Source organism: Haloarcula sp. CBA1131, from assembly GCF_008728975.1.
Lineage (GTDB): Archaea > Halobacteriota > Halobacteria > Halobacteriales > Haloarculaceae > Haloarcula > Haloarcula hispanica.
Window position 1 is genome coordinate 2,352,335 of the sequence record NZ_RPCY01000001.1, and the last position, 23,723, is coordinate 2,376,057.

Genomic DNA, 23,723 nt, shown 5'->3' on the forward strand with positions numbered 1-23,723 from the left:
GTCAGAGGGTGGGCCGGTCCGGTAAAAGCTACCGATACCGACAGTCGGTGCGCCGTTACGTTCATTTGGCCGGGCCACGTACCTGTAAACACCGGAATGAGGCGTGATTACTTCACCGTCGACATCCAGGCTTCGGCCACCGACAACGACGACCCGACGATCGCGATTGTATACGATGGGCCGACAGGAGAGCTCCGCGAGCGCCTCAGTAAAGTAGACGGCGGCACACTCGATGGCGAGGAGATCGACGTGACCTTCCGCCGCCAGCCCGAAAGCGACGGGGTGCTTTCGCTGACGAACCGCCTCACCGGTGAGTACATTTTCGAGGCGACAGCACCGACGGCGGACATCGACGCGCTCGTTTCCGCGGCGGACGCTCAAGAAGACCCACAGTTTACAGTCCATCTCACCGACGGCGAAGACGAGTCACGGACCTACGAACTGCGGACGCTGCTCGTCTACGACCCCGACGGGAGCCTCCTGCGCGGGCAGAGCCTGATTCCCGGCGGCGTCGAGCTGTAGACCGCCTCCGCGCTGTTACACCCGCTCGACAAGCGTCGGAAGGACCTGCGTGACATCCGCACGAAGTACGTGCGCCGCACTCGCGTCACGCGGCGTTTCCTCGTAGTTTATCACGATCAGCGTGCTCCCCGCTTCCGCCGCGATTTTCGGAAGCAGTGACGCGGGCTGTACCGACAGGGACGACCCTACAGCCAGGAACACGTCGCTGTCCCGGGCGAGGCGCTGGCCTTCGTGCATCGCCACGTCGGGCATGGGTTCGCCGAACAGCACGACGTCCGGGCGGTAGACGCCGCCGCAGTCACAGCGCGGCGGTAAGTCGCTGCTTTCGGCGGCCTGTTCGAATACCGCCTCGGCCTCCCGACGGTGGCCGCAGTCGTCACAGACCACGCGCCGATGGGTTCCGTGCAGTTCGACGACCCGGTCCGTCCCGGCGGCGTCGTGCAGCCCGTCGATGTTCTGCGTGAGCACGGCGTCGAGGTGGCCGTCCGCTTCAAGCGCCGCCAGCGCCTCGTGGGCGGCGTTGGGCTCGGGGTCTATGTCGCCGTAGATGACCTCCCGCAGCGATATTCGGTCCGCCCAGAAGCCCGCCGGGTCGGCGTCGAGGCGACGGCGGTGGAAGTCCGCCGGGTCGTGGCGCTCCCAGATACCGTCGTCGCCGCGAAAGGAGGGGATGCCCGACGCTGTCGAGACGCCCGCGCCGGTGAGGGCGACGCCAGTTTCGGCGGTGCGAAGCGCCTCGGCCACAGCATCCAGCGTCTCGTCGTCGACGTCGTCGGTCCCGTGCCTGTCGTCGGCCATACGCTCGCTTCGCAGTGTGGCGCTGTGGGTCTATCGGATTGGATTCGATGTTGGGACGGCCGGAACGCTCCTTGGCATCCCAAGTCGCTTCAGAACCAGCCGTATCGCGCTACAGCGCGCTCCCGAACCACTATCCCCACCCACAGTAAACTGGGACGGATTCCGCGTGGTCGCCGGAAGAGAAACGGACGGATTTAAATCGCCACCGCTCGGCTTTCTGCATGACATGCGCTTGCACGAATACCAGGCGAAGCAAGTCTTCGCTGACGCGGGCATCCCGACGCCCGCCTCGCAGCTGGCCGAGACAGTGGACGAGGCCGTCGACGCGGCCGAGGAAATCGGATATCCGGTCGCCATCAAAGCACAGGTACACGTCGGCGGCCGCGGCAAGGCCGGCGGCATCAAGCTCGTCGAGTCCAAGGAGGAGGCTCGCGAAGCTGCCGAGGACATCATCGGGATGGACCTCAAGGGCTACCACGTCTCGAAGGTGCTCGTGGAGGAAGCCGTCGACTTCGTCAACGAGCTGTACGTCGGCGTGACGATGGACCGCGGCGAGGGCCGCCCCGTCGCAATGGTGTCCACCAAAGGTGGCGTCAACATCGAGGAGGTCGCCGAAGAGGACCCCGACGCCATCGCCCGGGAGCACATCGACCCCGCCTTCGGCATGCACCCGTTCCAGGCCCGGAAGGTCGTCTACGAGGCCGGTGTCGACCGCGAGGTCGCAAACGACGTGGCGAGCGTCCTCACGACGCTGTACCAGCTCTGGGACGACCGCGACGGCGCTGACACGGAAATCAACCCGCTGATGATTACGAGCGACGACGAGGTCATCGCGGCCGACGCCGTCATGAACATCGACGGCGACGCGCTGTTCCGCCAGCCCGAAATCGCGGAGATGGGCGAGGAAGCGGCGGAGGGCGACGAACTCGAACAGAAGGCCGACGAGTACGGCTTCGACTACGTCCGACTGGACGGCAACGTCGGCATCATCGGCAACGGCGCGGGCCTCGTGATGACGACGCTGGACCTCGTGGACTACTACGGCGGCGAACCCGCCAACTTCCTCGACGTGGGCGGCGGCGCGAAGGCCGACCGCATCGCCAACGCGCTCGACATGGTGTTCTCCGACGAGAACGTCGACTCGGTCGTGTTCAACATCTTCGGCGGCATCACCCGCGGCGACGAGGTCGCTAACGGCATCAACCAGGCGCTGGAGCAGTTCGACGAGATTCCGAAGCCAGTCACCGTCCGACTCGCAGGGACCAACGCCGAAGAGGGCATGGAGATTCTGAACGAGGATCTGGTGACGGTCGAGCACACGCTGGAGGACGCCGTCCAGCGTGCGGTTGAGTACGCAAAGGAGGTGGAAGCATGAGTGTGCTAGTCGACGAAGACACGCGCGTCGTTGTACAGGGAATCACCGGCGGAGAAGGGAAGTTCCACACCGAACAGATGCTTGAGTACGGGACGAACGTCGTCGCCGGCGCAGTGCCCGGCCGCGGCGGCCAAGAAGTCGCCGGCGTGCCGGTGTTCGACACCGTACAGGGCGCGGCTCGCGAAGCCGACGCGAACGCCGCCGTCGTGTTCGTGCCGCCGGCCTTCGCCGGCGACGCCTGCTTCGAGGCGCTCGATGCAGACGGTATCGACCTCGTCGTCGCCATCACCGAGGGTATCCCGACCCAGGACATGGCCCGGGTCTACCGCAAACTGCAAGAGACCGACACGCATCTCGTCGGTCCGAACTGCCCCGGTGTCATCACGCCCGGCGTCGCCAAGCTCGGCATCCTCCCGGGGAACATCTTCTCAGAGGGGAACGTCGGTCTCGTCTCCCGCTCGGGGACGCTGACCTACCAGGTCGTCGACAACCTCACCAACCGCGGCATCGGCCAGTCGACGGCCATCGGTATCGGCGGCGACCCCATTATCGGGACGGACTTCATCGGCGCGCTCGAACAGTTCGAGGCCGACCCCGACACCCACGCCGTCGTGATGTGCGGCGAAATCGGCGGTGAAGACGAGGAGGAGGCCGCGCGCTTCATTGGCGAGCACATGGACACGCCGGTCGCCGGCTTCATCGCCGGTCGGACCGCACCGCCCGGAAAGCGCATGGGCCACGCCGGCGCTATCGTCTCCGGCTCCGGTACCGGGACCGCGCAGTCGAAGATTACCGCGCTCGAGGACAACGGCGTCCCTGTCGGTGACACGCCGGAGGAAGTCGCCGACCACGTCGAAGACCTGCTGTAGGGCACCGTCGGTTTCTTGTCGTCCGTTTTCGTAGTGTCAGGTGATGACGCCTGCTCGTGGGACCGTCTATCTCGTGGTCGGTACCGAAGCGACAGACCTAGCTGCGGCACTCTCCGAGGCGCTGACAACGGACGGGGCAACAGCCGAGGCAGTCCGAGACACGAGCGTCGTACGGGACCGGCTGAGTGACGGGGATGTCAGAGGTGTCGTCGTCAGTGACGACGGCGACCACGACGGGATAGCGGTGTTCGAGGAACTGCGAGCGGCCGGGGCCGAGATTCCGATTGTCCTCGTCGCGAGCGACCCCGAACCGGACCGGGTCACCGAGGCGCTCCGGGCCGGCGTCACCGATTACGTGACCGCGGAGACGCCGGCATCCCTGTTGGCCGCGAAACTCGAAGCGTACGCGACCCGGTGGCCGACCGACTGGCGGGTCGGTGCCGTACAGTGGGACGACATATCGAGCGGCGTCTCTCACGACGCGAAGAACCCGCTGAACGTCGTTATGGGCCGATTAGAGCTACTCGACATCGGTGAGCCCCACGAAGACGCATTGAATCGGTCCGTTCGCCGAGTCGAGACACTGCTCACCGATCTCTCGCGCATCGGGAGCACCGCGTGTCCCGTCTCGGAAACGGACTCGCTCTCGCTTTCTGACGTAGCCACTGAGGTCTGGGCCGCAGAGAGCTACGAAAATGCGACGCTGGAAGTGGTGACTGACACGTCTGTCGACGCCGAAAACGACCGACTGCAGTTGCTCCTCCGCGAACTGTTCGACAACGCGGTCACACACAGCGAGGGACCCGTAACCGTCACCATCGGTGCAACCGAGTCCGGGTTCTACGTGGCCGACGACGGCCCGGGGATTCCCGAAGCGGACCGCGACGAAGTGTTCGACCAGGGCTTCGGGACGACGCGGGAGGGGGAGGGATACGGACTGTTCCTCGTCGAAACTGCGGCGCGCGCCCACGGCTGGACAGTATCGGTCGGGAGCAGCGAATCCGGCGGCACGCGGATCGACGTGACGACAGCCTAGCGGTTATCTCACCCACAATCGCTGTCGGTATCTGGAAGACGGCGGCTGGGCTGGTCCCGAACTGGCTGTGGCCGAGATGTGTCGATAGCTATTCGGCCCTGTCGACCATTACTGTCCAAGATGTGAGATGTATGTGGTGCCGAAAACCGACGGACGGCGGCCGACCTGAACCTTCCGTCAACGGAAAGAAGCGGCCGTGAACGTTCCGGTATCGCTATAAGGGATGAATCTGTAGTTTCGAATATGCCTCATATTTGTCGGAACTGCAAGCGGACCTTCGGCACAGAACTCGAACTCGAACTCCACCGCGACACATGTTCGGACGGGCAGCTCTACTGCGACGAATGTGGCGACCGGTTTACCGAGCGAGCGGCGACGGAAGACGGCTGGCACTATCGATGTCCGAATGACGACTGTGACGGCACCGGGATCGACGACGACATCCACAAAGTATCGGACGCACGCGTAACCAAACAGTAGCTGGCAGGAAAACAGGCCGAGCCGACAGTAACACCGACGATAATGCTGGGAAATACGCCGCACACCTGTTCCGTTGGCCAGCAGATGTAAATGCACGTCTAACAAATCGATGCGGAAGTGACAGACCCAGATCGCCGCTCAGATCGCCTGCCAGCCCTTATTCAGGGAGTCGGGTGGCTGCTCCTCCTCGGAGGCGTCGCTAACTATTTTTATTTCTCTGATTCCGGCCTATCAGCGCTTGTTACTGCTGATTTCGTGGTCAGTATGCTGGCAATCGTTCCGTTTGCAGCGGCGATCATCGTCGGCGGGTTCTGGCTCAGCAACTCGGAGATCGAGCCGGACCACTACCGGCGTATCGGGGTCTGGTTCGCTGGGGGGCTGGTTTCTTTTCTGCTGTTGAATGTGGCGATGATTCTAACCTGGCCGACGGGGTCGCTAAGTGAAGACATCGGCTGGGCGCTGTTTGCGGCTATCGTCGGCGGCTTCGGTGGCCTCATGATGGGAATCTTCGAAGCGCGCGCGATATCCCGAGCCGTCGAGGCCGAGCGACAGCGACTCCGCCGGGAGGCCATCGAGCAGCGCAACGAACGCCTCGACGAGTTCGCGGCCGTCGTGGCACACGACCTCCGGAACCCGCTCAACGTCGCGTCCGGTCAGTTGGAACTCGAACGAATGGACCGGGACTCGGAACATCTGGAAACGGCTGCGAGAGCGATGGACCGAATGGAAACGCTCATCGACCGGACGCTGACGCTGGCTCGAAGCGGGCACGTCATCAGCGAGACGGAGGCCGTTGATCTCGCAGAACTGGTCGATAGCTGCTGGGAGGCCGTGCCGACGGCGGATGCGACGCTGGAAAACGAAGTGACAGCCGTCATCGACGCCGACCCGGATCGGCTCCGTCACCTGTTCGAGAACCTGTTTCGGAACAGTGTGGAGCATGGCTCCACAGGCAGTCGAACGGGGCCCGACGACAGTGTTGGGCATGGGTCCACGGGCAGGCAGTCACCGTCAGAGGACGCCCTCGAACGTGGCAGTGCTAACCTGACGATTCGTGTCGGCGAGATGTCTGAAGGGTTTTACGTCGCCGATAACGGCTCCGGAATCCCGCCCGCCAAGCGTGAAGCGGTGCTCGACGACGGGTACACGACTACAGACGGCGAAGGCGGGCTGGGGCTGGCAATCGTCCAGCGCATCGTCGAAGCCCACGGCTGGGAAATCGATGTGACCGAAAGCGACGGGGGCGGGACACGCTTCGAGATTACGGGCGCTACGAGAGCAGACAGCCCGGACGAAGACACCTACACGCGCTCGAAGACGCCGATACAGCCCTGACGGGTCGATGCGGTCGCTGCCTACGCCTCGCGTCGCCGTGCGATAGCAGCGACGTGCTGGCACGCTCGGGCACACACCGGAGCGTAGCCGGTCGCCAGCGGCGGGATCTCGAACCCAACGACGGAGCCGGAAGCCCGTTCCTCGGCGAAGTGACCTGTTGCGGGGAGCCGAGCGACGTTCCACGTCCAGCGATACGGCGCACATGCCGTCACTTCAAACGGGAGCCACACCACGCCAGCAGCGCGAACGCGGCCGGTCGTCCCGTCATCGATGTATCGGGTGTCTGTTTCGACGGTTGTGACCGACGGCCCCCAGTCGGACCAGCAGTCGGTGTCGGTCAGGACATCCCACACGGTGTCGACCGACGCATCGACGTCGTGCCGGACGATCAGCCGTCGCCCGTCCGGTGTTTTCTCGATCGAAACACTGTTCGTGCCGAGTTCGAGTACCATTATCAGAAGCAATAGGCCGGAGCCAAGGTATAGGTTAGTTCACCCACAATCAATCGCCAGATGATTGACGCCCGGGATATTCGGAAGGAGTACGGCGGTTTCGTCGCTGTACAGGGCAGTTCGTTTTCGGTCGACCGCGGCGAGGTGTTCGGTATCATCGGGCCGAACGGGGCCGGCAAGACGACGACGCTGAAGATGCTGGCGGGTCTATTAGAGCCGACAAGCGGCTCCGCCGAGATAGCGGGACTCGACACCGAGACCGCGGAGATGCGCCAGCAACTGGGCTTTCTGCCCGAGGAATCGCCGCTGTACGAGGAGATGACGCCGATCTCCTACCTGAAATTCTTCGCCGACCTCTACGACGTAGACCCCGACGTGGCCGAGGAGCGGATGCACGACACGCTGGACGAACTCGAACTCGAACACCGCGACCGGAAGCTCGGAGATATGTCCAAGGGGATGAAACGGAAAGTCGCCATCGCCCGCTCACTCATCAACGACCCCGACGTGCTCATCTACGACGAGCCGGCGTCGGGACTGGACCCGCTGACGACGAACTACGTCATCGAGTTCACGGAGCAGTTGGCGAAGGAAGGCAAGACCATCGTTTTCTCCGCACACAATCTCTTTCACGTCGAATCGATCTGTGACCGGGTCGTCATCATGAACGAGGGCGAAATCGTCGCCCGCGGCGACCTCGAAGAACTCCAGGCCGAGTACGGCCACACGCGGTATCACGTCTACACCACCGTCGACGTACCCGGCGCAGCCAAGGAAAACGGCACCTACGAGCGCGTCGTCGAGAGCATGGAGGCAGTCGAGACGACACGCAGGCAGGCCGAGAACCGGGGCGGCGACGTGGTCGACATACGGACGGAGGAGTCCAGTCTGGAGGAGGTGTTCCTCAACGTCGCCGAGGCCGGGACCCGCGGCACGCGGTACGTCGAGGAGGACGCGGAGTAGATGCAACCCGACAAGCTCCTGCGCGTCGCGAAGTGGGAGGTGACGAAAAACGCCGGCGGCGTCGACAAGCGGACCATCGTCGTAATGGCGCTGTCCCTCGTTGCGATGGGCGCGGTCGCCGCGATAGCCGTCAGCGGCGGCACTGGTGCGGGCATGGACGACGGCATCTACCGGATCGGCGTCGAGGAGAACAGTCCCTACTACGGCGTCGCGGCAGATGACCGGACGTTCGACATCCGTGAGCCGGACCCCGCTGCCATCGAGCGACGCCAGCAAGAACTCCTGTATCGGGGGACCCAGCTCCAGAGCGTTCCACGGACGGCCAAAGAGCGAGCGGCGCTGGCCGAACTCCGCGACAGTACGGCGCAGTACAACGACCGGACACTCGCTCGGGACGACAACCAGACCGCCGCGTTCCCCGTTTCTGTGACGCTCGTCTACGAGCAACAGTCGGGGAGCAGCCAGCTCGACCCCCGAGGCGGCGACAGCAGTGACGGGTCGGGTTCTGCGGACGGCAGTGGGACGAGTACCGGCGGCAGCGGTGACGGGTCGGACACGGGCGGTACTGGCGGGTCAGCCACAACCGGCGGCGGGGACGGCGGAACCGCCGGCGGCAGCAGTGCGAACCTCGGCGCTATCGGCGCGCGGTTGACCGGCGACGTGCAGGGTGGCACCCCCTCGGACATCTCGCCGCCGTTCCCCTTCGAGTCGCTCGTGCTCGCCTTCCTCTACATCGTCCCGATGAACTTCGTTATCCAGGCCTACGGCTCGTCGATGCTCTCCGAACGGCTGAACCGCCGCGGCGAACTCCTGCTGGTGACGCCCGCCTCGCGGGGGGACATTATCGGCGGGAAGACGCTCCCGTACTTCGTGGGTGCTGTCGGCGTAGCGGCGCTCATCACCGCGGCGCTGCGGTTCGGGAACATCGCGCCGGCGGGGAGCTACGTCGCGGTGCTGGCGGTGGTCCCGCTCGTCGTTCTGTTCCTCTCGGCGACGTTCTGCGGGGCGATGTTCGCCCGCTCGTTCAAGGAACTCACCTTCGTGACGGTGACCATTACGGTGACGCTGACCTCCTACGCGTTCGTTCCGGCCATCTTCACCGACGTGACGCCGATTGCGCTCATCTCGCCGCTGACGCTGGTCGTGCTCGACCTGACTGGCCAGTCCGTCGGGCTCTCGTCGTTCGTGTTCTCGGTGACGCCGCCGCTACTGACCGGACTAGTGCTGTTCGGTCTGGGAGCCGGGCTGTACCGGGAAGAGGATATGTTCACCCAGCGTCCGATTCCGCTGAAGGTGCTCGATGCGCTGGCCGGTGGTATCAACTCCCGCCGGAGCGCGCTAAAGATGAGTATCGTCCTGTTGCCGCTGGTCATCGTCGCCGAACTGGCAGCCATCGCGTTCTTGTTCGTCCTCGATTCGGTGTCGCTGAACGTCTTCGGGACGAACCAGTCGCTCGGCATCGTGCTCGTGCTCGGCGTCATCGTCATCGTCGAGGAACTGGCAAAGAGCTTGCACGTCTACGCCGGCTACGAGCACGCCCGTTACGAGCGGACGCTCCGGTCGGCGCTCGGCATCGGTGCGCTCTCCGGACTCGGCTTCTTCATCGGGGAGAAAGGGCTGCTTATCGCCAGGCTGTCCGACCTCGAAAGCCTGCCCATCGGGGAAGCCGCCCTGCAGGGCGCGACGTTGCCAGCCGGCCTGCCGCTGTGGGTTGCCGGGCTGCTGTTCCTGCTCCCACTGGCACTGCACACGCTGACGGCGGCCATTTCCTCGGTGGGCGCGAGCCGCGGTCGCCGGGCCTATCTCGGTGGGCTCGGGCTGGCTATCGTCATCCACTTCGCCTACAACTTCGCGGTGGTGAGCACCCTTGTCTGACGACCGCCCCATCTGGCGCGACCCGCGGGTCGTCGTGGCCCGCCGGGACATCCGGTCGCTGTCCCGCGAGAAGACCATCGTGCTGGCGCTGCTCATTCAGCTGTTCGTCGCGGGGTTCTCCTCGTTCCTCGTCGTCGGCCTCACGTCGCTGTACGACCCCAGCTCGGTCGCGGCCGGTGAGGTGGAGATGGCCGTCACCGGTGACGCCCGCGAGGAACTTGAGGCCGCGGCCGCTGAACAAGATGGGACCAGCGTCACCGCCTTCGAGAACGAGGACGCCGCACAGCGGGCGTTCAATCAGCGACGGGTAGACGCGATACTGCGCGGCGACTACGTCCCGTCGACGCGCGGACCAGGGGAGCAGATAGCGGTCACTGCTGTCGTGCCGGAGGGGAGCATCCGGTCGACGCTCATCGTCGTCGAAGTGCGCCGGGTCCTCAGCGGGCTGGAGCGCCAGGAGCGACTGGAGCGGACGCCCTATCTCGACCAGCCGCCCGTGCCACTCCCTGATACTGTCAGCGCGAGCCAGTACTTCGGGTTCACCTACACGATCCTGATTCCGCTGCTGTTGTTCCTCCCGCCGTTCATCAGCGGATCGGTTGCCGTCGACACTGTCACCGAAGAGATCGAGCGCGGCACGATGGAACTGCTCCGCGTGGCCCCAGTGTCATTACTTGACATCATCGACGGGAAGGCCCTGGGAATGGTGTTACTTGCCCCTGCACAGGTGCTACTGTGGCTCGCATTACTGTCGACGAACGGCATCGCCGTCTCGAACCCGGCGGCGATTCTGCTGTTCATCACCGCAGTCACCGTCGTCGTCGTGACGCTCGGTGTCGTGCTGGGCATCACGCTCCAGAACCGTCGCCCGGCGCAGTTGCTGTTCTCCGTGCTCACTCTCGTGCTGTTCGGCGGGGCCGTGCTCCTCCCGGAACACCCGGCGACCACGGTGGCGAAGCTTGCGGTCGACAGCCCGACCTTGCTGACCTACGGCCACGTCGGTGGCGCAGTGCTGGTGGCGGTCGCTGGCTACGCTGCCGCAAGGGTGTACATCGGCCGCATCGCCGCGGAAGCGCTGTAGAACGGAGGGAAGAAGTGCAGGCGTTACCCGTGGCCGTGTGGCTCCGCCGCCTCGTCGCGGATGACCATCACCTTCACTCGGCGGACGGCGTCGAAGTCCCGTAGCCGATAGGTGAGGTCCCGGACCCGCTCGGCCGGGCCGCGACAGAACAGCGATTCGAGACACCACTCGCCCTGATGGGTGTGACTGGTGTTGAGAATCACGTCCTGAAACGTGTGCTGGACGGCGTGGAGGTCCCGAATCACGTCGGCGTGGCGGTAGTCGAACCCGACCAGCGCTACCACGTCGCCGTCCATCGCCGCGAGCCGTGAGTGTCGCTCGACGTACTCCTCCATAGCCTCTCGCACCGCCCGCGAGCGGTTTTCCAGGTCCTGTTCGCGCCAGACGCGGTCGAACTCCGCGAGAAGGCCTTCGGGGATGTTGACGCTCGTTCGCATACCCGGATTGCCGTCGCCGGCCACAAAGGTCCCCGTATTACGCAGCCCCCGATTCCGTAGTAACAACCCTTAGGCAGGGCCGTAGCGTCGGTGTGGTACATCGATGGCATACAGCGAGGCACTCGGCCTGTTTCTCGGGGCAATCGCTCTCGGCGCGGTTCACGGGCTCGAACCGGGCCACGGCTGGCCGGTCGCCGCGTCCTACGCCCTCGACCAGTCCAACGCGTGGCTGTCCGGCTTCGCGGCGAGCCTCCTGCTGGGCGTCGGCCACCTCGTCAGCAGCATCGCGATGGTGTTCGCGTTCTTCTACGCCAAGGCCTACTTCGACCTCACGCAGGCCAACGAGCCGCTGGAACTGGCCGCTGGCGTCCACATCGGCGGGCCGGTGAGCATCGTGGCCGGCTGTCTGCTCATCGTGCTTGGCATCCGTGAGTATCGGTACGGCCACGACCACGGGCATGGCGACGCGGCGGAGACTCACGACCACCAGGCGGCATCGGGCCACGACCACGAGCATGGCGAAGTAAATGCCAACTCCCATACTGATTCCAATTCGCAGGACCATCAGCATCAGCACCACGGGCACTCCCACGGCAGTAACCACTCGCACGGAGACGACAGCGGCGGCCTATGGTCGCGGGTGTTCGGCAGACTCCCGCTCGTCGGCGGCCACTCCCACGCGCACAATGGTCTGGACGATGCCGCCGACCGGGGGCTGTTCGGCATCGCCTGGTTCGCCTTCCTGCTGGGGTTCGCTCACGAGGAGGAGTTCGAGATTATCGCCCTCTGTGCCGGCTCGCCGTACTGTCTGGAGCTGATTAGCGCCTACGCGGCCACGGTCATCGTCGCGCTCGTCGGCCTGACGATGGCGCTCATCGCTGGCTACCAGCAGCACGAGGCGGCCGTCGAGCGGTACACGCCGTACCTCCCGTTGGTCTCCGCCGTCGTGCTCGTCACGATGGGTCTCGGGTTCGTGGCTGGCATGCTCTGACGGACGGTTTCTCACCGCGGTCCGGCCGCTCGCCCCATCCTTTTTGCTCGGAGCGCCCGGGGTGGGGAACATGGAGTACACGACACTCGGGTCGACTGGTATGGAGGTCAGCCGGCTCTGTCTGGGCTGTATGAGCTTCGGAACCTCGGAGTGGCGCGACTGGGTGCTCGACGAAGCGGAGAGCCGCGAGGTCATCGAGCGGGCCATCGACCTCGGCATCAACTTCTTCGATACGGCAAACATGTACTCGATGGGCGAGTCCGAGCGCGTCCTCGGGACTGTCCTCGACGACTACGACCGCGACAGCCAGGTCGTGGCGACGAAGGGGTTCTTCCAGATGGACGAGGACGACCCCAACTCCGGAGGGCTCTCGCGGAAAGCCATCGAGCAGGAACTGTCGAACTCGCTTTCCCGGCTCGGGATGGACACCGTCGACCTCTACCAGATACACCGCTGGGACTACGACACGCCAATCGAACAGACGCTCCGGGCGCTGGATGACGCCGTCCGGCGGGGACAGGCGCGCTACGTCGGCGCGTCCTCGATGTGGGCCCACCAGTTCGCCGATGCGCTGCGGACGAGCGAGCGCGAGAGGCTGGAGCGGTTCGAGACGATGCAGAACCACTACAACCTGCTGTACCGCGAGGAGGAACGCGAGATGCTCCCGCTGTGTGAGAAAGAGAACGTCGGCGTGATGCCGTGGAGCCCGCTGGCCCGGGGCTATCTCACCCGCCCGCACGAGCAGGTCGAGGAGACGGTCCGGGGCGAGACGGACGATTACGCCCGCGAGCACCCCTACTTCGAGGGTAACGGCCGCGAGGTCAACGAGCGCGTACAGGAACTGGCCGACGAGTACGACGCCTCGATGGCACAGATCGCGCTGGCCTGGGTGCTCGACAAGGAGTGGGTCGACGCGCCGATTATCGGGACGAGTAGCCTCGAACACCTCGAAGAAGCGGTCGCGGCGCTCGAAATCGACCTCTCTGCGAGCGACGTGGAGTGGCTGGAAGAGACATACGAGCCAGTTCGGGTGTCTGGCCACGAGTGAGCCGCCGAAACGGTTAACCCGCTGTGTGATGAAGCACTAGTTTGAGGACAGGTAACAATGACCAATGCTCGGGGGCCGAGCAGCGAGACACTCGAGGAGACGGCGGGCAGTGACGCCTGCGTCTGCTCGATAGGTAACGCGGTCGAACACTACGTGACCGGGATACTGGGGCTCGTCGCGACGCTCGTCATCGGCGTGCAGTCCTACCCCTGGCTCCAGGCCACCGCCGGCCCGTCGTATCTCGGGTCGACGTGGCTGGTGTTCAGTTTCGCCGCGGTCTGGCTCGTCTGCTGGATCGCACTGGAAGTCGCCTGGGAGTGGCGCGCCGGGCGCGTACACCTGCTGTGACAGACCGCTAGTCGCGAACGCCAGCCGCGACTCGTTGCATCCCTTTGAAGTCGTCGTCGGAGTAGGCGATGAGTCGAACGTCCGTTAGCGAGTCGGGCTGGAAGTCGCTGGTCTCCTCGCAGATGATTCGGATACCCTCCTCGAAGTCGAATCCGGCGATACCACAGCCGAGCGCCGGGAGAACGAGCGACTCACAGTTCAGTGCGTCCGCTTCCACCAGTGCGTTCCGGGTCGCCGTGCGGATGCTCTCGGCGGTTGACTGGCCGCCCGGTGGCATCGCGGCGGCGTGAATGACGTACTCGGCGTCGAGGTCGTAAGCGTCGGTCGTGGCGACACCGCCGAGGTCGACCGGTCCCTTCGCGACGGCCTCGTCATTCAGCCCCGACCCGGCCGCGTGCTTGAGCGCCCCCGCGACGCCGGAGCCCATCTGCAGGCTCGTGTTCGCCGCGTTGACCAGTGCGTCCGCCGACTGTGCAGCGATGTCGCCCTGGATCACCTCGAACTCCATGCACGATGCTGGGGGCGGAGCGGTCAAAGTTCTAGCGCCGATGCGGCCGGACGCACTCATTGCTATCTGTCACCGCGTCCCACGACAGGCAGAAACCTGTTTGGCCTTTACTACCAGATATGGACCTGCTGACGATGACGTGGCGGGACGTGGGGTTCATGCACTGGCCAGTCGAGCCCGATATCGTCCAGACGACGCTGCCGGACGGGCTCGCTGTCGACACGTACGACGGGCAGGCGTGGCTCAGTGTGGTCCCGTTCCAGATGGCGGACATCAGGCCGCGAGGCAGTCCGATTGGGCGGTCCTTCGGCGAGCTAAATCTCCGGACCTACGTGGTCGCCGACGGAACGCCGGGGGTGTACTTCTACAACCTCGACGCCGACGACCGCCTCAGCGTCACGCTGGCCCGGCGGCTGTTCCAGTTGTCCTACTACCGGGCATCGATGCAGGTCCGGCCCGACGGCGACAGCGTCGAGTTCCGGAGCCGTCGGACCAGTTCGCGCGCACCGCCGGCGGATTTCCACGCCACCTACGAGCCGACTGAGCCGCCGTCGACACCCGAACCGGGCTCGGTGGAGTCGTTCCTCGTGGAACGGTACCGCTTCTACGCCGCGAGCGACGACGGCACGGTGTACTACGCCGACATCGACCACGAGCCGTGGCCGCTCCAAGCGGGGCGAGCCGACATTCGGACGAACGGCCTGTTCGCCGCGTCGGGGTTCGACAGGCCCGACGGCGAGCCGCTCGTCCACTACTGCGCCGAGATTCCGGTGACTGCGGGGCGACTCCACCGGCTCGACGGGGTCTCCCAGTACACTGATTAGCGTGTCGGCCCCAGTGAGGGTGTGGTCGCCCTCCGTCCGCTGCAGGTCACGCTCGACGACGTTTGCTTCTGTCACTGGCCGGTCCCCGAGACAGCGGTGCAGGCGACAGTCCCCGACTGGCTCACCGTCAAGACGGCTGACGGCGACGCCTGGGTGTCGGCCGTTGGGGCAACTGTCGACCGCGTCGAGACGTTCGGTATCGAGGTCGCCGGGCCGTCGGAGTTGCTCACGGTTCGGACCTACGTCCGCGGACCGACCGGTCAGCGCGGGGTCTGCGTGCTGGCGCTGTTCGGTGACGACAGGCGGACAACGACGGCGGTTTCGGAGCTGTTTCGCATCACAGTCGGTGACGCTACCCCGCGAACGCTCTCAACGGCCGACCGTCGCCGGGTCCTCGACGCCGGGGAGCGGCGACTGTTCGAGTGCCGGTACACGGCTGGCGGTGAGCCGGTGGCGATTCCACCGGACTCACTGGCCTCGTTCCTCGTCGACCGACAACGGTACTTCACAACCGGGCGCTTCGGGACGCATCTCGTTGGGAGCGTCGGCCACGACCCGTGGCGACTCGACCGCGTTGACGCCACTGTGACCGGGTCAGTACTCCCACTGGTTGACATATCTGATCGTGAGGCAGAGCCGTTAGTCCATCACAGTCCTGGGCTTCGGGTTTCGATTGCCCCACCGGTACCGCCCTAGCCGGGACCAGCGGGCAACCTAGCTCCCTTGAAATATAAGTACGGACAGACCGTTGGGGGAACAAGGACCCTGCCGCCCATATGACATCTGAAAGTAATATACGAACGCTTGTTGTTGACGACAGCGATTTTTTCGCGGAGATGACCGCTGATACGCTCACGCAACAACACGGCATCGAGTCCGTTGCTGCAAACAGCGCTACGGAAGCGCTGGAGCGACTCGACGGGGGTGGGTTCGACTGCGTCGTCAGTGACTACGAAATGCCGGAAATGGACGGGCTGGAGCTTCTCGAAGAGATCAGGGAGACAAACCCCTCTATCCCGTTCATTCTGCTGACTGGGCGGGGAGACGAAGAGACGGCGAGTGCGGCGATTGCGGCGGGCGTCGCCGACTACCTCCTGAAACTCGAAGTCGTCGAAGACAAACAGTACGGTCGGCTTGCAAACCGGATCGAGAACGTCGTTTCACAGGAGCGAACCCGCAAGAAGTTCGAATCGCTCGTATCTGATTCGCCGGATGGTATCGTCCACCTGACGACTGACGGGACCCTCCTCTCAGTGAATCCCTCGATGGCACGCAGACTGGGTGCTGACCCCGATGCGCTCATCGGACAGCAACTGAGCGAAGTGATGGACAGCGAAGCGGCCAGCCAGCGTCTCGAAGCCGGGAAAAGCGCGGTCGAGAACGGTACTGCGACACGGTCCGAGGACGCCGTCGGGGGGCGGCATTACCACAACCAGTATATCCCCGTCGACAGTCACCGCAAAGCCGATACCTTCCAGTTGGTCTCACGCGACATCACTGAACGCGTCGAACGCCAGCGCGAACTGGAGCGCCAGAACGAGCGGTTAGAGGAGTTCGCCAGCGTCGTCAGTCACGACCTCCGGAACCCGCTGAACGTCGCGCAGGGCGCGGTCGATTTGCTCGGGGAGCCTGCCGACAGCGAAGAGGCCGAACTGATCGCCAAGATCGACCGGTCGCTGGACCGGATGGGCTGTATCATCGAGGACGTACTCACACTGGCACGGCAAGGCCAGACTGTCAGTGATCCGAAGGAGACGGAGCTATCCACGCTGGCGTCGACTGCGTGGACCTGGATCGAGGCGGAACAGGCCTCCATGTCGGTCGAGTCGAGCACGGAACTCGCCGCCGACAGCGGGCGCGTGCAGGACCTGCTGGCGAACCTGTTTCGAAACGCCATCGAACACAACGATGGTGACGTCGAAATCGAGGTCGGACTGCTGGAATCCAACGACGGGTTCTACATCGCGGACAACGGCGAGGGTGTCGAGGACGACGCAGACGACGTGTTCGAGATGGGCTACTCATCGACGGAGGACGGAACCGGGTTCGGCCTGGCTATCGTCGAACAGGTCGCCGAGGCCCACGGCTGGGAAGTGTCACTGACTGATAGCGACAGCGGCGGGGCGCGCTTCGAAGTGACAGACGTCGAACTGCACGACTGAGACGGATTTTTCACCGCCGGGTCCCGAGTGGTGGTAATGACAGTCGAGGGGGTCATCGTCGACCTGGACGGAACGGTGTACCACGGAGAAACGTTGTTGCCGGGCGCGGCGTCGGCAATCGACGTGCTCAGGGAGCGAGGCCTGGGAATCTGCTTTTTTTCGAACAATCCGATCCACGACGGGAGCGAGTACGTCGAGCGCTTGCGTGGGATGGGCGTCGATGCCCGCGAGGGTGAGGCCTGTTCCTCCGGCGTCGTCACCCGCGAGTACCTCAACGGGTCCCACGCGGAGGACAACGTGTTCGTCATCGGGAGCGACCAACTCCGCGGTCTGGTCGAAGGGACGAACGCACGCTTAGTCGAGGACCCCGCCGAGACCGACGTGTTACTGGCCTCCTGGACGGACGGCTTCCACTACCACGATATGGTCGACGCGCTCCGGGCCGTCGACGACGACACCGTCTTCCTCGGGACCGACCCGGACCGGACGTTCCCCGGCGAGGACGGCGACCCGGTCCCCGGCTCCGGGGCGATAATCAACGCCGTCGCCGGAGTCATCGAACGGGATCCGGACCGGATACTCGGGAAGCCGTCAGAGATTGCTGTTCAGGCGGCGCTAGAACGGCTGGACTGTGCGCCGGCGGATTGTCTCATCGTCGGTGACCGGCTGGAGACGGACATCGCGATGGGCGAGCGGAACGGGATGACGACTGTGCTCGTCCGGACCGGCGTATCCAACGAGCGGTCGCTGGAACGGAGCGCCGTGACGCCCGACTACGTCATCGATTCACTGGCGGATATCGAGCAGGTGCTTACATCGCTCGACAGGTGACACGAAACTGGTAATTCACCTGCGACTTTATTTCGACTGCGACCGTAGCTTTGACTGATGTTTCCAATGGGCAAAGACATCCTCATGATCGTCGGTGACTTCGTCGAAGACTACGAAATAATGGTGCCGTTCCAGGCGCTGCAGATGGTCGGCCACGAGGTCGACGCGGTGTGTCCCGACAAAGAGGCCGAAGAGACGGTCAAGACAGCGATACACGACTTCCGTGGCGACCAGACCTACATGGAGTCCCGCGGTCACGACTTCGTCCTGAACGCGACGATGGCCGACGTGACGCCCAGCGACTACGACGCACTCGTCGTCCCCGGCGGTCGCGCACCCGAGTATCTCCGGACCTACGACGAGGTGCTGGACGCGGTCCGGCACTTCTTCGAGGAGGACAAACCCGTCGCGGCGTTGTGTCATGGTCCGCAGATTCTCGCCGCTGCCGACGTACTGGACGGCTACGAGATGACGGCGTACCCGGCCTGTCGTGCCGAGTGCGAGGCCGCCGGCTGTTCGTGGGTCGACGAGGTAGTCACCGACGGCAACCTCGTCACCGGACAGGCCTGGCCTGACCATCCCGAGTGGCTCGCGCAGTTCATGGACCTGCTCGGCGACGAAGTGTCCCACGGTGACCCGATCCCGGCCGACGATTGAGCGCATTCGTTGGCTGAGCCATGCAGGATTGAGGAATTCATAACAAACAAATAACCCGGGCGTTTCCCTCCGTTGAGGCGGGTGGGAACTGGCATAGTGCACCATTACGTTCGCCCGCCTCGTTTTCAACGCTTATACGAAGTGACAGATTGGAGTAGCTATTGCGACCACCAGCAGATAGCCGAGTACGTGTCACAGTGGCACCAGATTTGTTATCCTGGGGAGAGAACGGTAGCGTGTAATGCCCTCCAACACGCGTTCCACTGACGACCGCGGCTGTCCGAAGTGCGGCCACACCGGCACTGACGTGGGTAGCATCTCGACCACTGGCGGCGGCCTCTCGAAGATGTTCGACATCCAGACGAACCAGTTCCAAGTCGTCACATGTACGAACTGCGGCTACTCGGAGTTGTACCGTGACACCGGATCCGCGGGCAGTGATCTGGCGGATATCTTCCTCGGCTGACGATGCCCGCCGTAACCGGACTGTTCCTCGTGGTCGCGTCGCTCGCGGTGGTCGCACCGCTGGTCCTATACGCGCTGGTCCGAAGCGAGCACGATCAGCGCAACGAGATGGATCGCGAGACGGCCGAACGACTGGCCCGGCGCGATACGGACGACGACAGTCGGGTCCGGTGACCAACACGGGACCGTCGCGTCGATTGCAGGGTTGAGTCGTTCGCGTACTTCCCCACACTGATTCAGCGGCGTGAGTGCCTAGTACCGTTGTAACTCCCGAATAAACTCCAAACAATGGGAAAGTGTACCGATGTCGAACCTTTTATCATAATACTCCCACAACATCCGACCATGGTTGACAAAGAAGACCTCCGCTCACAGTTCGTTGACGCGTTCCAGGAAGCAGACTACCCCATCTCCAGTCCGATGGACCTCGTTCCGGCACTCCCGGGCGGCCCGTCGACGAAGTTCGAGTCCGGCGACTTCTCAATGACAGCGATGGAACTGAACACGAAGCTCAACGGGGAGTTCCCATACGACAACGTCGACGCGTTCGTCGACGACGTCATGACTTCGCTCGAAGATCAGGACCTCATCTGAGCGGGCCACACCGGCTCCGGCCGCTTCACCGGTCTCGTGCGATAACTTGCGAGATTCCCGGACAAACGAGTGGTAGCCGTACCCGCCAGACCCTTGAGCTTTATCAGGGCAACGCCCCTAGTCGGTATATGGTCGGTTTGCCGGGGATCGAGACGCTCGTTCGGACGTTCGGACCGTTTCTCATCCCCGCAACGCTGTTCGTTCTGGGTGCCATCGGCTATCTGTTCCTGTGGCTCCTGACACGGAACCGACGAGAAACGTACGCTGCTGACGACTGACGGCGGTCGGTCGAATGTGTCCGGTGCGCACAAAGTTGTTGGAATCGCCAATCTTTTGAGTTAGATTTGTCTAATTTGGTGTATGTTGAGTGCCAAGATGGAGGATTATCTGAAGGCCATCTATCGCCTCGAGCGGGACGGCGACCCGCCGATTGCTCCGTCTACTATCGCCGAGATGCTGGACGTTACGGCACCGACGGTCACCAGTATGGTCGAGAAACTGGCCGACCGCGGGCTGGTCGAACGCGAGAAGTACAAGGGCGTGCGGACGACGCCGGAAGGCGAAACGGTGGCGCTGGAGATTATCCGCCACCACCGCCTGCTCGAGACGTTTCTCACCGAGCAGCTGGGCTACGACTGGGCCGAAGTCCACGAGGAAGCGGAGGTGCTCGAACACCACATCAGTGAGGAGTTTGAGCGCCGGGTCGCGGCGGTCCTCGACGAGCCGGAGTTCGACCCCCACGGAGACCCGATTCCCAGCGACTCGCTGGACCCCATCGACGACGAGTCCGCGACGGCGCTGTCGGAACACAGTGAAGGGGGACGACTCGAAGTCGCACGGGTCCGGGACCGTGATCCCAGCGAACTCACGTATCTCTCCGACGCCGGCATCACGCCGGGAACCGTGTTGACCGTCGAGGAGGTCGCCCCCATCGGGATGGTGACGGTCCAGCTAGAGAGCGGGTCGTCAGTGTCGCTCCCGGACCACATCGCTGATGCGATTCAGGTCCGCGCACCAGAGACGCAGGGCGAAGACGGAGTGAGCCAGGCGTGAGCGACGCGACGTGGCTGACAGTGGTCGCGATAGCGGCCGGTGCGCAGCTGGCTGTTCTCCCCGGCGAGAAAGTCCAGTTCATCATCGCCGGCCTGTCGACGCGGTTCAACCCCCTCCTCGTCGTCAGCGCGGCGGGGACGGCCTTCGCCGGCTGGACGGCACTGGAGATCTGGTTCGGTTCCGCAATCACGTCGCTATTGCCCGGCATCGTCCTCGAAAGCCTCACCGCGGGGATGTTCCTGCTATTCGCGATACTACTGCTCCGCAGTGCCCCGGCGGCCGGCGCGGAGCAACAGGAACCCGCGTCCGGCTTCACCACTGACGGCGGCCAGTTAGACGTTCGCGTCCCTGTCGTTGACTGGCAGGTGCCGAACAAGCTCGGCGGCTTCCTGCCCATCTTCGCGATGATGGCCTTCGGCGAGTTCGGCGACAAGACCCAGCTCATTACGATCACGCTCGCCGCCCAGTACAGCGCCCACGCCAGTGCCATCTGGACCGGTGAGATGCTCGCCATCATTCCGGTGAGCCTCGCCAACGCGCTGTTCTTCCACCGTTTCGCTCACCGTTTCAACCTGCGGAAAGCTCACTTTGTCGGCGCAGGGCTCTTCCTGTTTTTCGCCGCAGACTTCGCCCTGAGCGTGACGATGGGGTTCTCGCTGTGGGAAACGATGGTCTCGTCCATCGCGGCGCAGATGGGTGTCTGAGACGACCGGGCCGGCTGAGTTGAGCCGAGAGAAGACTTTTGCAAGACGGCTGAACAATACCGTGTGATGCCCTCCAGACGTAGCGTTCTCACAGCAGGAACACTCTTTGCCCTCTCGGGATGTTCAGCACTCAGTCCTGCGAGCGCTCGGCTCGCCGGCGTACGGCTGACGAATACCGGGTCGGCGACATGTGAGTTCGAGTTCACGGTCACGGTCAACCGCGAAACGGTGTACGACGAGACACATACCGTCGCGGCTGACGAAGACGGCGCAACCGTGGAACTGGACGATGCGCTTCCGGACAGACAGGGCACGATAACGATAGCGACGACCATCGTCGGGACCGATATCTCGGAGGAGACGACGTTCGACGACGACAACTGTTACGACGTCATTGTCGACTACACCGGTGACAACGTAGTCCACTGGCAGAGCGGGAGCAGCGACTGTGATGCATTCCAGTGACTCGCCCATAGGTCAGCGTTTAGTCGCCAGCCATAGCTCTCAGTTACAACGGTCGACCCCAGTAAAAGGCGTCGTTCAGTCGTGACTGATGCTGTCGAGTTCCCGCGTTTCATCGGGAGCGCCCGTCTGCCGGACTTTCCCGGCAAGCACCGAGAGGACGTAGATCCCCACTGCAACGAGAACGATGACGCCGCCGGCTGTCGCACCGGCGTAGTACGAGATACCGATGCCGAGCAGGACGGCGAGTTCGGCCAGCACAATCGAGACCAGCAGTGATTCCGAGAAGCTCCGGGACACCTGTGTCGCGCCGGCGACCGGGACGACCAGCATGGCCGCGACGAGGATGACGCCCATTATCTGCATCGCGCCGACGACGACGAGCGCCGTCAGCATCACCATAATCCGGTTGTACCAGGCGACCGGGAGCCCGGCGACGGCGGCGGCGGTCTCGTCGAACGTGACGTACAGCAACTGATTGCGGGTGAGCGCGACTGTCCCAACGATGACGCTGAACAGCCCGAGCATGATGACCGCGTTCTCGGCAGAGACGGTCGAAAGGTTCCCAAAGAGGTACTGATTGATACCGACGGCAAGTCCGCCGGCGTTGAGGCTGATGAGGACCGTCCCCAGCGCGAATCCTGTCGAGAGGACAATTGCCATCGACACGTCGTTGTAGGCGTCGGTCGCCTCGGAGATGAGTTCGATGAGCAGCGCTGCGATGACGGCCACGACGACGGCGGTCAGATACGGCGAGACGCCCAGCTCGAAGACGCCGTTGAGAAACAGCCCGACGGCGACGCCGGCGAAGGCCGTGTGGGCGAGTGCGTCCCCGATGAGCGCGAGTTGGCGGTGGACAAGGAAGGTCCCGATGAGCGGCGCGATAACGCCGACGCACAGCCCGACGAGTATCGCCCGGTACATGAATGTGTACTCAGGGTTGATGAGTTCTAGCCCGGTCAGATGGTAGAGCTGTGTCAGGAGCCAGTACCACAGTTCGAGGATCGGGACGAACGCCTCGTAGACGCCGCCGGCGGCCAGCGCGAGCGTCATCCGTTGCCTCCAGTCAGCGACTGTGCACCCGTCCCGAAGGCTCTGGCCAGCGCCGCGCTGTCGGTGAATTCCGCCGACGGACCGTCGAAGTAGATTTCACCGTTCAGGCAGATGACGCGCTCCGCGTGTTCGGTGACGGCCTGCAGGTCGTGTTCGATGAGCAGGACGGTGATGCCGTCGTCGTGGAGCGATTCGAGCAGTCCGTAGAAGGCGTCGACCGATTCGGTGTCCACGCCGACGGTCGGTTCGTCCAGCACGAGCAGGTCGGCCTCACCAGCGAGTGCCCGGGCGATGAACGCCCGCTGGCGCTGCCCGCCGGAGAGCTGGGTGATTCGCCGGTCGGCGAACGCCGACATCCCGACTGTGTCGATGGCTCTGTCGACGATACGCCAATCGGCCGCGGAGAGACGGCCGAACCCGACGTGTGGGAACCGGCCCATCTTCACCACTTCGCGGACCGTTATCGGCATTTCCCGGCTCGTCCCAGCACGCTGTGCGACGTAGCCGACTCTGGCGCCGTCGTCGAACGCCGTTGCGTCGACGCCGAACAGCTCTGCAGTCCCGGCATCGGGCTCCAGCAGGCCGAGCAGCAACTGCATGAGCGTCGACTTGCCGGAGCCGTTCGGGCCGACCACGGCGACGTACTCCCCGGCGTCGATACTGACACTGATGTCTTCGACGACGGGCGTGGACGTGTACCCGAACGACACGTCCGCGAGTTCGACGACAGATGGCTGGCTCTCGCTCGATTCGGTCGGCGCTTCGTCGGCATCGTCTCTGTGTTGTGAACGCATTGTCGG

30 protein-coding genes are annotated in these 23,723 nt (G+C 64.1%); 24 read left to right on the top strand and 6 right to left on the bottom strand.

From position 1 onward, the window contains the following. The first annotated feature begins 96 nt into the window (after window positions 1-96). Window positions 97-522, top strand: a complete 426-nt coding sequence (locus Har1131_RS11890) for a DUF5793 family protein (RefSeq protein ID WP_014040056.1) — start codon at window positions 97-99, stop codon at window positions 520-522. A gap of 15 nt (window positions 523-537) precedes the next feature. Here the strand turns inward: Har1131_RS11890 and Har1131_RS11895 are convergent, their stop codons facing one another. Further along, the gene (locus tag Har1131_RS11895; protein WP_014040055.1) at window positions 538-1,320 is read right to left on the bottom strand and encodes an NAD-dependent protein deacylase; all 783 of its coding nucleotides are present in this window, start codon (window positions 1,318-1,320) and stop codon (window positions 538-540) included. Between the two features lie 226 nt (window positions 1,321-1,546). On the opposite strand from Har1131_RS11895, the gene sucC reads away from it, so the two are divergent. The 5 genes from sucC (at window position 1,547) to Har1131_RS11920 (ending at window position 6,415) form a co-directional block, all read left to right on the top strand. Next, window positions 1,547-2,695 carry an ADP-forming succinate--CoA ligase subunit beta gene (gene sucC / locus Har1131_RS11900; protein WP_151146552.1) on the top strand — a complete coding sequence of 383 codons (1,149 nt, stop codon included), beginning with the start codon at window positions 1,547-1,549 and terminating at the stop codon, window positions 2,693-2,695. Further along, a complete protein-coding gene (gene sucD / locus Har1131_RS11905; protein WP_151103225.1) occupies window positions 2,692-3,564 on the top strand; it encodes a succinate--CoA ligase subunit alpha in 873 nt (290 codons plus the stop codon). The genes sucC and sucD overlap by 4 nt, the downstream gene beginning before the upstream one ends. 43 nt (window positions 3,565-3,607) lie before the next feature. Next, a complete protein-coding gene (locus Har1131_RS11910; RefSeq protein ID WP_050037838.1) occupies window positions 3,608-4,600 on the top strand; it encodes a hybrid sensor histidine kinase/response regulator in 993 nt (330 codons plus the stop codon). Window positions 4,601-4,843: 243 nt separating this feature from the next. Continuing rightward, window positions 4,844-5,080, top strand: coding sequence for a hypothetical protein (locus tag Har1131_RS11915; RefSeq protein ID WP_004593153.1), 237 nt, complete (start codon window positions 4,844-4,846; stop codon window positions 5,078-5,080). 264 nt (window positions 5,081-5,344) lie between these two features. Next, complete coding sequence (locus Har1131_RS11920; protein WP_151146555.1) at window positions 5,345-6,415, top strand: HAMP domain-containing sensor histidine kinase; 1,071 nt, start codon at window positions 5,345-5,347, stop codon at window positions 6,413-6,415. A gap of 20 nt (window positions 6,416-6,435) precedes the next feature. Here Har1131_RS11920 and Har1131_RS11925 read toward each other — a convergent pair whose 3' ends face one another. Beyond that, window positions 6,436-6,867 carry an SRPBCC family protein gene (locus tag Har1131_RS11925; protein WP_151146558.1) on the bottom strand — a complete coding sequence of 144 codons (432 nt, stop codon included), beginning with the start codon at window positions 6,865-6,867 and terminating at the stop codon, window positions 6,436-6,438. A 60-nt stretch (window positions 6,868-6,927) separates the two neighbouring features. Between Har1131_RS11925 and Har1131_RS11930 the strand changes: the two genes are divergently transcribed. The 3 genes from Har1131_RS11930 to Har1131_RS11940 are packed head-to-tail and all read left to right on the top strand — an operon-like array spanning window position 6,928 to window position 10,786. Next, a complete protein-coding gene (locus Har1131_RS11930; protein WP_151146564.1) occupies window positions 6,928-7,830 on the top strand; it encodes an ABC transporter ATP-binding protein in 903 nt (300 codons plus the stop codon). Then, window positions 7,831-9,705, top strand: a complete 1,875-nt coding sequence (locus Har1131_RS11935) for an ABC transporter permease (RefSeq protein WP_151146575.1) — start codon at window positions 7,831-7,833, stop codon at window positions 9,703-9,705. It begins immediately after the preceding gene. After that, complete coding sequence (locus tag Har1131_RS11940; protein ID WP_064288488.1) at window positions 9,698-10,786, top strand: ABC transporter permease; 1,089 nt, start codon at window positions 9,698-9,700, stop codon at window positions 10,784-10,786. The genes Har1131_RS11935 and Har1131_RS11940 overlap by 8 nt, the downstream gene beginning before the upstream one ends. Window positions 10,787-10,809: 23 nt before the next feature. On the opposite strand, the gene Har1131_RS11945 is transcribed toward Har1131_RS11940, so the two are convergent. Beyond that, window positions 10,810-11,223 carry a CopG family ribbon-helix-helix protein gene (locus Har1131_RS11945; RefSeq protein ID WP_014040047.1) on the bottom strand — a complete coding sequence of 138 codons (414 nt, stop codon included), beginning with the start codon at window positions 11,221-11,223 and terminating at the stop codon, window positions 10,810-10,812. A 103-nt stretch (window positions 11,224-11,326) separates the two neighbouring features. Here Har1131_RS11945 and Har1131_RS11950 point away from each other — a divergent pair, with 103 nt between their 5' ends. The 3 genes from Har1131_RS11950 to Har1131_RS11960 all read left to right on the top strand — a co-directional run bounded on the left by Har1131_RS11950 (window position 11,327) and on the right by Har1131_RS11960 (window position 13,610). Then, a complete protein-coding gene (locus tag Har1131_RS11950) occupies window positions 11,327-12,214 on the top strand; it encodes a hypothetical protein (RefSeq protein ID WP_151146579.1) in 888 nt (295 codons plus the stop codon). Between the two features lie 70 nt (window positions 12,215-12,284). Further along, window positions 12,285-13,262 carry an aldo/keto reductase gene (locus tag Har1131_RS11955; protein WP_151146582.1) on the top strand — a complete coding sequence of 326 codons (978 nt, stop codon included), beginning with the start codon at window positions 12,285-12,287 and terminating at the stop codon, window positions 13,260-13,262. Window positions 13,263-13,319: 57 nt separating this feature from the next. Beyond that, a complete protein-coding gene (locus tag Har1131_RS11960; protein ID WP_151146585.1) occupies window positions 13,320-13,610 on the top strand; it encodes a hypothetical protein in 291 nt (96 codons plus the stop codon). A 7-nt stretch (window positions 13,611-13,617) separates the two neighbouring features. Here Har1131_RS11960 and Har1131_RS11965 read toward each other — a convergent pair whose 3' ends face one another. After that, window positions 13,618-14,118, bottom strand: coding sequence for a macro domain-containing protein (locus Har1131_RS11965; RefSeq protein ID WP_151146588.1), 501 nt, complete (start codon window positions 14,116-14,118; stop codon window positions 13,618-13,620). Window positions 14,119-14,237: 119 nt separating this feature from the next. On the opposite strand from Har1131_RS11965, the gene Har1131_RS11970 reads away from it, so the two are divergent. The 12 genes from Har1131_RS11970 (at window position 14,238) to Har1131_RS12015 (ending at window position 21,873) form a co-directional block, all read left to right on the top strand. Then, complete coding sequence (locus tag Har1131_RS11970; RefSeq protein WP_050037829.1) at window positions 14,238-14,942, top strand: YqjF family protein; 705 nt, start codon at window positions 14,238-14,240, stop codon at window positions 14,940-14,942. Between the two features lie 21 nt (window positions 14,943-14,963). After that, window positions 14,964-15,638 (top strand): DUF2071 domain-containing protein, encoded by a 675-nt coding sequence (locus Har1131_RS11975; protein WP_050037828.1) that lies wholly within the window; start codon window positions 14,964-14,966, stop codon window positions 15,636-15,638. Between the two features lie 80 nt (window positions 15,639-15,718). After that, a complete protein-coding gene (locus Har1131_RS11980) occupies window positions 15,719-17,104 on the top strand; it encodes a response regulator (protein ID WP_014040040.1) in 1,386 nt (461 codons plus the stop codon). Between the two features lie 36 nt (window positions 17,105-17,140). Next, window positions 17,141-17,935 carry an HAD-IIA family hydrolase gene (locus tag Har1131_RS11985; protein WP_050037827.1) on the top strand — a complete coding sequence of 265 codons (795 nt, stop codon included), beginning with the start codon at window positions 17,141-17,143 and terminating at the stop codon, window positions 17,933-17,935. Between the two features lie 66 nt (window positions 17,936-18,001). Next, window positions 18,002-18,592 carry a DJ-1/PfpI family protein gene (locus tag Har1131_RS11990; RefSeq protein ID WP_050037826.1) on the top strand — a complete coding sequence of 197 codons (591 nt, stop codon included), beginning with the start codon at window positions 18,002-18,004 and terminating at the stop codon, window positions 18,590-18,592. 241 nt (window positions 18,593-18,833) lie between these two features. Next, window positions 18,834-19,058 (top strand): zinc ribbon domain-containing protein, encoded by a 225-nt coding sequence (locus tag Har1131_RS11995; protein ID WP_050007364.1) that lies wholly within the window; start codon window positions 18,834-18,836, stop codon window positions 19,056-19,058. A gap of 2 nt (window positions 19,059-19,060) precedes the next feature. Continuing rightward, entirely contained in the window at window positions 19,061-19,231 is a 171-nt protein-coding gene (locus Har1131_RS21780; RefSeq protein WP_165353748.1) for a hypothetical protein, read from the top strand. Between the two features lie 171 nt (window positions 19,232-19,402). Further along, complete coding sequence (locus Har1131_RS12000) at window positions 19,403-19,651, top strand: MTH865 family protein (RefSeq protein WP_050007366.1); 249 nt, start codon at window positions 19,403-19,405, stop codon at window positions 19,649-19,651. 128 nt (window positions 19,652-19,779) lie between these two features. After that, entirely contained in the window at window positions 19,780-19,929 is a 150-nt protein-coding gene (locus Har1131_RS21785) for a hypothetical protein (RefSeq protein WP_008309829.1), read from the top strand. Window positions 19,930-20,011: 82 nt separating this feature from the next. Beyond that, window positions 20,012-20,704 carry a metal-dependent transcriptional regulator gene (locus Har1131_RS12005; protein WP_191907479.1) on the top strand — a complete coding sequence of 231 codons (693 nt, stop codon included), beginning with the start codon at window positions 20,012-20,014 and terminating at the stop codon, window positions 20,702-20,704. Beyond that, entirely contained in the window at window positions 20,701-21,408 is a 708-nt protein-coding gene (locus Har1131_RS12010; RefSeq protein ID WP_151146591.1) for a TMEM165/GDT1 family protein, read from the top strand. Before Har1131_RS12005 ends, Har1131_RS12010 begins: the two co-directional genes overlap by 4 nt. Before the next feature lie 66 nt (window positions 21,409-21,474). Next, window positions 21,475-21,873, top strand: coding sequence for a hypothetical protein (locus Har1131_RS12015; RefSeq protein WP_151146594.1), 399 nt, complete (start codon window positions 21,475-21,477; stop codon window positions 21,871-21,873). A gap of 75 nt (window positions 21,874-21,948) precedes the next feature. Here the strand turns inward: Har1131_RS12015 and Har1131_RS12020 are convergent, their stop codons facing one another. Continuing rightward, entirely contained in the window at window positions 21,949-22,923 is a 975-nt protein-coding gene (locus Har1131_RS12020; protein WP_014040033.1) for a metal ABC transporter permease, read from the bottom strand. Then, window positions 22,920-23,717: a metal ABC transporter ATP-binding protein gene (locus Har1131_RS12025; protein WP_014040032.1), complete on the bottom strand. Its 798-nt coding sequence runs from the start codon at window positions 23,715-23,717 to the stop codon at window positions 22,920-22,922. The genes Har1131_RS12020 and Har1131_RS12025 overlap by 4 nt, the downstream gene beginning before the upstream one ends. Window positions 23,718-23,723: the final 6 nt, after the last annotated feature.